The sequence below is a fragment of the Calditrichota bacterium genome, assembly GCA_016867835.1.
GTDB lineage: Bacteria > Electryoneota > AABM5-125-24 > Hatepunaeales > Hatepunaeaceae > VGIQ01.
This window is the reverse complement of sequence record VGIQ01000091.1, coordinates 1-11451: the sequence shown is the minus strand read 5'-3', so window position 1 is coordinate 11451 and position 11451 is coordinate 1. Positions and strand designations below refer to the sequence as shown.

8 protein-coding genes and 1 pseudogene are annotated in these 11451 nt (G+C 56.5%); all 9 read left to right on the top strand.

The genetic code is table 11. From position 1 onward, the window contains the following. The first annotated feature begins 56 nt into the window (after positions 1-56). Positions 57-1719, top strand: a pseudogene (locus tag FJY67_09170) (NADH-quinone oxidoreductase subunit M). 7 nt (positions 1720-1726) lie between these two features. After that, the gene (locus FJY67_09165; protein ID MBM3329621.1) at positions 1727-5104 is read left to right on the top strand and encodes a T9SS type A sorting domain-containing protein; all 3378 of its coding nucleotides are present in this window, start codon (positions 1727-1729) and stop codon (positions 5102-5104) included. 212 nt (positions 5105-5316) lie between these two features. Then, positions 5317-6828: a TlpA family protein disulfide reductase gene (locus FJY67_09160; protein MBM3329620.1), complete on the top strand. Its 1512-nt coding sequence runs from the start codon at positions 5317-5319 to the stop codon at positions 6826-6828. Continuing rightward, entirely contained in the window at positions 6804-7262 is a 459-nt protein-coding gene (locus FJY67_09155) for an isoprenylcysteine carboxylmethyltransferase family protein (protein ID MBM3329619.1), read from the top strand. Before FJY67_09160 ends, FJY67_09155 begins: the two co-directional genes overlap by 25 nt. Before the next feature lie 217 nt (positions 7263-7479). Further along, positions 7480-8796 (top strand): L-lysine 6-transaminase, encoded by a 1317-nt coding sequence (locus tag FJY67_09150; GenBank protein ID MBM3329618.1) that lies wholly within the window; start codon positions 7480-7482, stop codon positions 8794-8796. A 104-nt stretch (positions 8797-8900) separates the two neighbouring features. Further along, positions 8901-9362, top strand: coding sequence for a hypothetical protein (locus tag FJY67_09145; GenBank protein ID MBM3329617.1), 462 nt, complete (start codon positions 8901-8903; stop codon positions 9360-9362). A 3-nt stretch (positions 9363-9365) separates the two neighbouring features. Further along, on the top strand, positions 9366-9824 hold the full coding sequence (locus tag FJY67_09140; GenBank protein ID MBM3329616.1) for a hypothetical protein: 459 nt from the start codon (positions 9366-9368) through the stop codon (positions 9822-9824). Further along, entirely contained in the window at positions 9821-10396 is a 576-nt protein-coding gene (thpR, locus tag FJY67_09135; protein MBM3329615.1) for an RNA 2',3'-cyclic phosphodiesterase, read from the top strand. Before FJY67_09140 ends, thpR begins: the two co-directional genes overlap by 4 nt. A 50-nt stretch (positions 10397-10446) precedes the next feature. After that, the coding region (recA, locus tag FJY67_09130; protein MBM3329614.1) for a recombinase RecA at positions 10447-11451 on the top strand (1005 nt) is incomplete at its 3' end.

The following is an 11451-nucleotide window of genomic DNA, read 5'->3' as shown; positions in this document are numbered from 1 at the left end:
CCTTGAGTGTGACGATGTGACGATATTTTTACTACACACCCCTTCTGGTAGAAGACTTGGACTTCCTTAGCCTCACGATCTTTCTTCCCCTCGCCGGCGCTGCCGTCGTCGCCATGCTTCGGGACGCTCGCGCCATCAAAGTGACCGCGCTTTCGGTAAGCGCCGTTACGTTTATCGTCAGCCTCCCGCTCTGGTTCGCCTTCGACGCCGCCAAGGGCTCCTACGCCCTCGCCATCGGCGACCTGCTCCAGTTCGAGGTCAACAAGCCTTGGATCGAAGCCCTTAACATCCGCTATCACATCGGCTTGGACGGCATCTCCCTGCTCCTCGTGATGCTGACCACCTTCCTGACTCCGCTATGCATCTGGGGCTCGTTCGCGAGCGTCAGCAAGAGCCTCAAGGGTTACTACGCGGCTCTCCTGCTGCTCGAAACCGGCATGCTCGGCGTCTTCGCAGCGATGGACCTGGTGCTCTTCTACGTCTTCTGGGAGGCGATGCTGATCCCGATGTATCTACTGATCGGCATCTGGGGCGGGCAGAACCGCGTCTATGCGGCGGTGAAGTTCATCCTCTACACGATGGTCGGGTCGCTCTTGATGCTGGTCGGCATCCTCTGGCTGGCGTGGAACGCCCTCCCCGGCGGGACGACTTTCGACCTCGTGAAGATCATGTCCGCCGGGGTGATTCCTCAGGAGGCGCAACTATGGCTTTTCGGCGCCTTTGCGCTGGCGTTTGCGATCAAGGTGCCGATGTTTCCGTTTCACACCTGGCTGCCCGATGCTCACACCGAGGCGCCGACAGCCGGGTCGGTGATACTGGCTGGTGTTCTACTCAAGATGGGCACCTACGGCTTTGTTCGGTTTTGCATTCCGCTCTTTCCGCTCGCTGCCAAGGAACTCGCGCCGACGATGATGGCGCTGGCGCTGATCGGGATTGTCTATGGGGCGTTAGTAACGATCTTGCAGACCGATATGAAGCGGCTGATCGCCTATTCCTCGGTGAGCCATCTCGGATTTGTGATGCTGGGGCTGTTTGCGTTCAATATGCAAGGCTTGCAGGGCGGGACGATCCAAATGATCAATCACGGGCTTTCGACGGGGGCGCTGTTCTTCCTTGTCGGAGTTATCTACGATCGGCGGCATTCCCGGCTGATTGCGGAATATGGCGGACTCGCGAAGGTGATGCCGAAGTATGCGACACTTTTCCTGATCGTCTCGCTCTCCTCGATAGGGCTGCCGGGTCTGAATGGATTTATCGGCGAATTTCTGGTCTTGACAGGCGCTTTCAAGGCGCATCCGGCTTACGGTGTGATCGGCGCGACGGGGGTGATCTTTGCGGCGGTCTATTTGCTTTGGATGTATCAACGGGTCTTTTTCGGCGAAATCAAGCACGAAGCCAACCGAAACCTACCCGACCTGACGCGGACGGAACTAATGATCCTGTGCTGCCTGCTGATCTTTATCGTCTGGATCGGAGTTCATCCGACGACATTTACCGCGGTCAGCGAGAATGCGGTCCGGATGGTGATGGGAAGGGTGGGGTAAGGTGATCGATTCAGGTATAATAGCCGATGAGAATGAGACCTCCACTCCTGCTTCGAAGAACTTATATGAAGCGCTAATGACCAAATTGCTCGATACATCTCGACATCGCCAAGAATACTACGTTGCTACCCAAGTGTCATTTCTTTACGCTTGTCGGAATTACCTTTTGATATGAGGTTACAATGCACCGGCACATCGATTTGTTCTTTTACTTGGCACTGTTCGCCGTTGCGGCTGCGCCTGTAAGCGCTCTCCAACCCCGTTGGACACCGCCCAAGCCGATCCGAGTCGAAGCGGTCGATTCCGAACACTTTAATCGCGACTGCATCAACTTTAAGTTCATCCAGAGTGTGAGAGTCCGCCTGCGAAGCGGACGCCTCATTGCTCTGGGTGGCGAGTCCCTCTTGCCGGTTGAGGAGGTCCTGAGCCGCTTTAAGACCCGTGACCTCAGACGCCTTATCGAATCCATCCCCGAAGAGCGGCTCGAAGAATGGCGTATACGCGGAGAACAACGTTCCAGCAAGGAACTTGCTGACCTCAACAACTGGTATCGCGTCTTCCTCGATTCGTCCGAAGCGCCGGAGCCTTTCGTCGAAGCACTGCTTGCGCTTGATCTCATCGAAGACGCCCACCCCAATCCCCTCCCCAAGCCAACGGTCGATATACCGCCCGACACCCCCGACTTCACCGAACGGCAGGGCTATCTCTACGACGCACCCGAAGGCGTCAATGCGCCCGCAGCCTGGGAAGTCGAAGGCGGCTTCGGTGAGGGCGTCAAGATCATTGACATCGAAGGCGCCTGGAACTTTGCACATGAAGACTTCAAGGAGCCATTCTACGCTGTCAATAATGCCGGTCAATTCGAGGATCACGGCAATGCAGTCATCGGCATCCTGATCGGTCAGCACAACGGATACGGCATCGACGGTATCTGCCCCGAAGCCGAAATTGGTGGACACACCGTCTATGCCGGCGACGTCCAATGGCCCAACGTCGCCCAGGATATGTCTGAAGTCGTCGAAGCGCTCGATCCGGGAGATATATTCGTCATCGAATTGCACTATACATTCGGCGGTTATCTATCGCCAATGGAGACCTGGCAGGAGAACTTCGATGTCATAGAGAACGCCACCTCGAACGGTATCGTATGCACCCAGGCGGCCGGCAACGGCAGTTCTGACCTCGATGCCCAGTTATATCAGGGGCGATTCGATCCCGACAATCGTCACTCAGGCGCCATTATCGTCGGAGCGGGCAACCCGCCTTCGGGCAACTACGGCCCGGACCGCAGCCGGTGCGGTTTCTCCAATTACGGACGACGCGTCGATCTGCAGGGTTGGGGGTACGAAGTTACCTCCGCTGGCTATGGTGGCCTATTTTTTCCAAATAACGATCGCCGCCAGACCTACACGGCCACCTTCAGCGGCACTTCGAGTGCCACACCGATCGTAACCGGCCCGGTGGCATGCATTCAGGGCATTTACAAGAATCGAACGCGCGGCAGATTGACGCTGACCGGAATGCAGATTCGAGACCTTTTGGTCGCTACCGGAACGGCTCAAAATGACCAGGGCAATCAGGGGCATATCGGGCCACGACCCAATCTTGCTGAGGCCATTCCGCGCATTCCCTTCCTGCCTTGTGTCCTTGAAGGCACGGTCGTTGCCATTGCGGACGGGTCGCCGATTGCCGGCGCTGTCGTCGCTACCGACTACGGCTTTGCCGACACAACGGACGACGAGGGACATTGGCGGATCGATCCGGCACTGGCCGGGATACTCTTCGGTTTGACCGCCTCGATGCCGGGCTATAACGACTCAATCCTGGTCGATCTTCAGGCAGAACCGGAGGATACCATGGACTTTGACTTCGCACTTTATAGCCTATCTGTTGCAGTGTCACGAGAGTCCATTTCGGCCTGGGTTCCCTCCGGACGCACTCGCATTGAGACCTTTACCATTGCCAATCAAGGCAATGGACAACTTGCCTGGTCGGCCATCAAGCGATTAACCGGTGATGCCAACATGCCGGTTGGCGCATTGCGGCGGAGTATTGCAGTGCAGGATGCCGTCGAGGACTTGCGAGTCGAATGCGGGATACTGGCCAACGATCTTTGGGTACTGGCCGGGAATAACGACGGGGAGCCAATGATCTATGTTCTGAATCGCGAATGGGAACTGGTGAACTCCTTTGTGCAGCGTGAACCCCGCAATTTTGGCTACAAGGAGATCGAATACGACGGCGAATTGCTTTGGAGTGCCGGCGGAACGGGACCATACTTTATTTACGGCTACACCCTAAATGGTGAGTTTGTGCGGGAAATCGCAGATCCTTTTAGGCCCAGCAATTTCATCGCCTTCGATCCGCAAACGGGCTGGCTCTATGTAGCAGGCACAACCACCAATATTCGTATCATCGATCGCGACGGCAATCTCATGGGGGGACAACTTGACCGCCGCGGGATGCGCATCTATGGCCTGGCTTGGAACGGGGACGATCCCGACGGCTACCACCTTTATATTTTGGAACGACCTGCAGATGCCAATCCACGTCTGGTCAAGATGGACGAACAGACCGGGGATACGCTGCGGGTCTTCGAATTCAATCATCCCGAAGCCTTGTATTCGATGCAATCCGCCGATATTACCGACGAATACGACATTAATACACGAGTGTTATTGACAATGCAAACCCTGAGCAATGTGCAGGGTTCAGACCGGCTTGAGGTCTATCAACTGCGCGCCCGCGATGAGTGGATGGTGCTTGCACCGATGGAGGGAGTAATCGGCGGAGAAAGTCTGCAGGAGATACTACTGACCCTCGATGCAACGGAATTGGCCGATACGGTCTATTCGGGTGAAATCGTCATTTCTCACAATGCCGGAGGCGATGACATTATTCTGTCGGTGGAACTCGTTGTTATTTCCATTCCCCCCATTGAACCTCTCGCGTTGATTGCGCCGGCAGACAATGACACCTTGACCGGGCTTGATGGAGCCGGGGACTCGCTGCGCTTTGAGCCGGTTCAATTCGCCTGGCGGGGCGACCCAATTCCTGAAGAGGTGGATGCCTCCTATGTCGTCACTATCGGCAGCGGCGATATCGAACGCGAAATGACTGTCCTGGACACGGCATTTACGCTGCTTTTAGACACCCTGGGACTGCCACTCAGATACGACCAGCCGGTCGTGTGGTCGGTGCGGTTGGAAATGGAATTCGACACCATTCCTTGCGAACGGCCGTTCAGACTCCATTTGCAGCCTTACAACATCGTTCCGGATAAATCCGAACTTCCGCTTACTTATGCGCTTCATCCGCCCTATCCCAATCCGTTCAACTCAAGCGTGACCTTTCGCTATGATCTGCCGACAACTGCATTTGTTTCGCTGGGGCTCTACGATTTGACCGGTCGGCATCTGAGGGATATTTATAGCGGGTTAGGCACTGCCGGTCAATATCTGTTCACCTTCGCTGCCAACGAGATTCCTTCAGGCATTTACATTGTGCAAATGCGAGCCGGTGGCTTCCGAACGGCTGTCAAGATAGAGGTGCTTCGATAAGATTTGAGTCTGCGCCTGAACCGCAGACTTGCCAATCTCCTCTTAGTTGGCGGCGTTAACCTATCGGCTTTGGCGGGCGGGATTCATCCCGCCCGCCAAGTCTTAACTCCTATCGACCCGAACCTCTACCTTCCCCTTGTCTTTTGAGCCATTCCGCCGTAACTTAACTAAATGCTCATAAGTGCAATACCGATCCCACCAATGGAGCACTGATGCCCCTTAAGTCCCGGCCGCACGCGGTTCAGACTATCGCACTTGCCGCTTGCTTAATGACGACGATTGGCTCTGGACCTTTGAAAGGAGCCGACTACTCCAGAGAGACGTTCAAACAGCAATTCGAAGTTGCGGCGACTTCCGAAGCGATGATAGAGGTCTGCCGCCGGTTCGTCGAAAGCGCCCCCGACATCGATGTTGCTCGCGAGGCTCAGGACCAGTGGCGAGCCCTCGACGAAGGAGGTCTCGCTGCCTGGCTAAGTGAAATCTACGGAAAGAAGCCAAAGTCGGCACGGTATGCCTATCTCTATGGCCGAGTCGCCGAACCGGCTGTTGAAAAAGTGCGGCTCGGACGTCGCGCCATTGAACTCGAACCCAAGTGGCCCTATGGTTACCGCCTTTTGACCGTTACTTATAGCCAGGAACTCTTCCGCAAGACTCCGGGGGAACCTCATTATGAGGCACTGAAGGCGGAACTCGAACGGGACGGCAAGGCTTTTCAGAAGTTTACCGAAGTCAGCCGCGACAACCTCCCGCTTACGCTCCTGATGGAGTATCGACTCTTCAAGTCCGACTACGCTGGAGCCGAAGCAACCACAAAGCAGATCAAAGCGCAGGATCCAGAATGGCAGTCGCCGGTTATGGAGGCGAGAATCTCCGCCGGGCTTGGCAATTATACCGCAGCGCGTGCTATACTTGAGTCCTGGATAGGAGCGATGCCTGACCAGTCCGGTTTCGGTCCGAATGAGAAGGCGCAGTATCTGGAATGGAATCTACACCTTGCCTTACTGCAAGCCGGTGCATTTGATGAACTCGAGCGCAGCGTAGAGTCGTTGGCAGGGAACCTAAAGACTCCGGACATCTTACTGTTGTTGGCGAAAAGTCGAGCGTCACGGGGTCAGACCGACTCCGCCTACGAAGCCTTATACCGCGCTCTTGCAGCGGGTTTTGATATTCGCAGCGGAGTCGAGTCAGCCTATGAGTTCTCCTCACTAAGAGCCGACCCGCGCTGGACCGCCATCCTCGTCGCTGTCGATGCCAATCGCAAAGCCGGATCTGAAAAGCGCCGTGACGCGATGCGCGCCGGCCGCCTCGACCGACTGGCTCCCGACTGGACGCTTGATGACGCCAATGGCAATCGGGTAGCCCTCTCGGATCTGCGCGGCCAGATCGTCATCCTCGATTTTTGGGCTACCTGGTGCGGTCCTTGCAAAATGGCTATGCCGCACCTTGACAAGTTCGTCAAAGAGCGCAAGCCCGAAGGCGTCCGCGTCTTCTCCATTAATATCTGGGACAATGGCGGGCGGTCGGCGAAGAAGTTCATGACTGACCGCAACTACGCAATGGAACTCCTGTATGCACCCGACGACCTCGCCAAGGTCTATGGTTTCGAAGGCATCCCTTACATCTGCGCCATCGACCGGGAGGGGATTATCCGCTATGAGGAACGCGGCTTTACCGAGAACCTTCCCGACGCACTCGACTTTTGGGCGGAGGACCTTTCGAAGTAAGCCGTATCGTCGGGTATGCGATCGTCACCCTGCAGTTTGCAGCGACGATCTACCTGGGCTGGAGGGGAAGTCTTTGGCCGGATCCACCGGTAGGTCGGATCTGCATTATCGTTGGAACCGCCGTCGGAGTCTGGGCTGTTGCAGCGATGCGCGCCAGTCGGTTTCGGGTGACCCCGCATCCGGCGCCGGGCTCCATGTTAGTTTCCCGTGGTCCTTACCGGTTCATCCGGCATCCAATGTATCTCGGAGTGCTCCTCCTTACCTTTGGCTGGCAGGTGGAACTACCTTTAGTGCAAGGTCTTGCTGTTTGGGGAGGGCTCTTGACCATCATTTTCATCAAATTACACTATGAGGAACGCCTTCTTCGCAAGCATCTTCCCGGATGGGAAGACTACGCCGGGAGACGCAAACGCTTGATTCCGTTCCTCTACTGAATCATCTTCAATGACCAAGCAGAATCGCAAATTGCTCCTTCGCGGCTGGCGTAAGGGAGAAACGTAGCAGGGTAAAGGTTGCACCATTCGAAGTTCGAGGTGAATGACGGGCATCTGGCTGACGCTGCAGCGCAACAGTGCCGCCTCAATTCGAGTCTCAGACTTCTGAGTTCATACCCTAACCTAAACTGGATTAATTCCCTTCACCAGGCGACCAATGTCAACATCAATTGCCCCCCGGGATGTCATCTCGACCATTCGCGAGCATCTCATCGGTGACGGCTTCGAGTTCGTCCTTGACTTGAAGAAGTCATCCGGCAGCCGTCTATACGACTCGCTCGCCGACCGCTATCTGCTCGACTTCTACTCCTGTTTTGCTTCCAATCCGATCGGTTTCAATCATCCCAAGATGGCCGATCAGGTGTTTAAAGAGAGACTCCATCTCGCGGCACTAAACAATGTTACGAACTCCGACCTGTTCACTGAAATGAAGGCGCAGTTCGTCAAAACATTCTACCGGATCGCAGCGCCGGCTCGATTGCCGCACCTTTTCATGGTCGCCGGCGGAGCGTTGGGGATTGAGAATGCGATCAAGGCTGCTTTCGACTGGAAAGCCCAACTTAACCACGAACGCGGCGATACCCGCGGGTTGGGAACACGGATACTCCATCTGCGCAAAGCCTTCCACGGCCGGACCGGCTACACGATGTCGCTTACCAACACCGATCCGGTTAAGACCGAGCGCTTTCCCAAGTTCGACTGGCCTCGCATCGACGCTCCAGCCGTTAGGTTCCCGGATGAAGGTGCAGTGCATGAAGACCTTCTGCTGCGCGAAAAGCGCGCTTTGAAGCAAGCCAGGCACGCCATTCATCACTATGGCCCCGACCTTGCTGCCTGCATCGTCGAACCTATCCAGGGCGAAGGCGGCGACAACCATTTTCGCGGCGAGTTCCTGCACGAATTGCAGAACCTCTGCCGGGAGAACGACATACTCTTCATCGTCGATGAAGTCCAGACCGGCGTCGGTTTGACCGGGTCGATGTGGGCTTATGAACAGTTCGGGCTCGAGCCGGACATGCTCTGCTTCGGCAAGAAGATGCAGGTTTGCGGTTTCCTCTGCTCGACTGCCATAGACCGCGTGGAGCATAACGTCTTCAACACTTCCGGCCGGATCAACTCGACCTGGGGCGGCAACCTCGTCGATATGGTGCGCGCAGAGCGTTATCTTGAGATCATCGCGGAGGATGATCTGGTCGGAAATGCCCGACAGGTCGGTGAAATCCTGCTTAAGGAACTGCACACCTTGCAGGCACGCCATGCCGGCAAAGTCTCCAACGCCCGCGGCCGGGGTCTAATGTGTGCTTTCGATCTTCCCTCAACCGCCGAGCGAAACGACCTCCGCAAGCGTCTCTTCGACGCCGGCCTGTTGGTGCTGAACTCCGGAGAACGGTCGATCCGCTTCCGTCCGGCTCTCAATCTGACGGCCGTTGAAGCCGCTGAGGGCGTTGCGATCATCGACCGGGCTTTGGGGTAGGTTCGAAGATAAAGAGGAAGTCTATCACGCATGAAAGTGTTGGTATCCGTCTGACACTAACCACTATAAATAAGTTCGTTTCAATCGATGGGGGAGGATGATTTGTGAAACATCCCTACAGTTTTACTGCTGCGGTCTTCGGTCTCCTGACTTTGACCGCGATAACAACTGCACTTGGCGGTTGCGGTGGAAAGAAACTGGTCGCCCGCGAAGCCGAAAAGACCCTCGCCGGGATGCTCGGCACCCCGCAGCACAACATCCAGATTTCGACGACCTTCCGGACCTCGATCTTGCGCAAGGTGCCAAGGATAACGCTGACCGAGTCGCGCGAATCCGGCCGCCGACTGATCGAGCAGTTCGCCGCTTACATCGGCAGTGAAGGCGTCGGCGATCTTGGCAACGACACGCTCGTCTTCATCATTCGCCTCGACACCGATCCCGACGTCCTGATGAAGTGGATCGGTATCACCGGGGATTTCTACGAGGTGGTGAAAGGCAAACGGTCGCTCGACGATTTCCTTGAGGGGATGCGTAAGGAAGAGCGATGGTCGGAAGACCTCGGCTAAGTCATGGAACTCTACCGCCACCGCCAGAAAGCCCGGCTTCTGCAGATGCTGATGATCTTCGGTGCGGTTGGGATTTTGCCGTTTGCGATGGTTACACCGGAACTGGAACTCTTTCTGCCTCTTGTTGCAGGGATACTGGTGCTGGCGGCATGGCTCCTCGGCAGTCTGGAGGTAGTGATCGATGAGAAGTCGGTAACCGTCTCCTTCGGCCCCGGCTGGATAAGGCGGACCATTCCCCGGTTGGAGATTGGGTCGGTGCAGGCGGTGCGTAACCAATGGTGGTGGGGCTGGGGAATACGCGCGATCCCGGGCGGATGGATGTATAATGTCTCGGGGCTTGATGCCGTCGAACTGCGTATGAAACGAGGCGGAGTCTTCCGGATTGGCACCGACGAACCAATGCGGCTTGAGGAGGCGCTGCGGGAGGTGGTGGGTGTAATGAACGAATCGAAGGATGAGTGATCCGCACCTTCATCGCACTTGAAGTCCCGGCGATAGTCAAGACTGCCATTGCCGACTGCCAGCGTGAACTGCGGCGGATTCGGAAAGCCAGCGTCTCATGGACCCGTCCGGAGGGCATCCACCTGACGCTCAAGTTCCTGGGTGAGATCGAAGAGAGGCGACTGCCTGATATCATCAAGGCGGTAGAGGTTGCCTCGGATGGCCGGTCGTCCGTCAAACTCGCGACGACCAGACCGGGTGGATTCCCCCGGCTTGCGCATCCCAAAGTGCTCTGGCTCGGGATCGAACCTTCGACAATGTTAATGTCGTTGCAAGCCGACATCGATATGCGACTTGCCGGGAAAGACTTCCCGCCTGAAGAGCGCGCCTATCACCCGCACCTGACCGTAGGTCGAGTGAAGTCGCTCGACCAGGATTGTGAACTTCCCGCCCGGTTCGGGAGTGTGGTCTTCGAACGTGTTGAATGGACTGCCGGCGAAGTGCTCGTAATGTCAAGTCAACTGAAACCTTCGGGGGCGGAGTATCGCGTAGAAGGCAGGATCGCGCTACACAGACAAATCTCAGATGGGTAAAGATCCATCTACTCCTCTCACTTTTCATTAACATAGCATAGGTCAACACAATGGCGGATAAGGTCTCCGACCGGATCCGGTCGCTCGAACTGGCAATGGCCGAGATCGAGAAGCAATACGGCCGTGGGTCGGTTATGCGACTTGGCGACGAGTCGATGCGCATCAAGGTCGATGTGATCCCGACCGGCTCGCTATCGCTCGACACTGCACTCGGTGTAGGCGGTGTCCCGCGCGGTCGGGTGGTCGAGATCTTCGGACCCGAATCGTCGGGCAAAACGACATTAGCATTGCACATCATTGCAAATGCTCAGCGCGCCGGGGGGCAGGCCGCCTTCATTGATGCCGAACATGCCCTCGATCCGAGTTACGCTTTAGCCCTCGGTGTCGATACCGCCAATCTCCTGATCAGCCAGCCCGATACCGGTGAGCAGGCACTTGACATTGCCGAGACCCTTGTCCGGTCGGGAGCCATCGACGTCGTCGTGGTGGACTCAGTCGCGGCATTGGTGCCGAAGGTCGAAATAGAGGGCGATATGGGCGACCAACAGGTCGGGCTACAGGCCCGACTTATGTCGCGAGCCCTCCGCAAGTTGACCGGCACGGTCTCAAAGTCGAACACCTGCTTCATCTTCATCAATCAGATACGGATGAAGATCGGCCAAATGTGGGGCAACCCCGAGACGACTCCCGGCGGCGTTGCGCTCAAGTTCCATGCAACCGTCCGAATGGACATACGCCGCATCGGAGCGATTAAAGACGGCACTGAAATGGTCGGCAACCGGACCCGGGTCAAGGTCGTCAAAAACAAAGTCGCTCCACCGTTCAGAGAGGTAGAGTTTGACATTCTTTACGGCAAGGGCATATCGTCGCTCGGCGAAGTTGTCGATCTCGGTATCGAGGCGGGCGTCCTCAAACGGTCCGGCACCTGGTATTCCTACGGTGAGGAACGGCTTGGGCAGGGCCGCGACCGGGTGATGTCATTGCTGCTTGAGAATCCGGACTTGAAGGAAGCCATCGAAGGCAAAGTCCGCGAAGCGCTCAAGGTTCACAAGGTC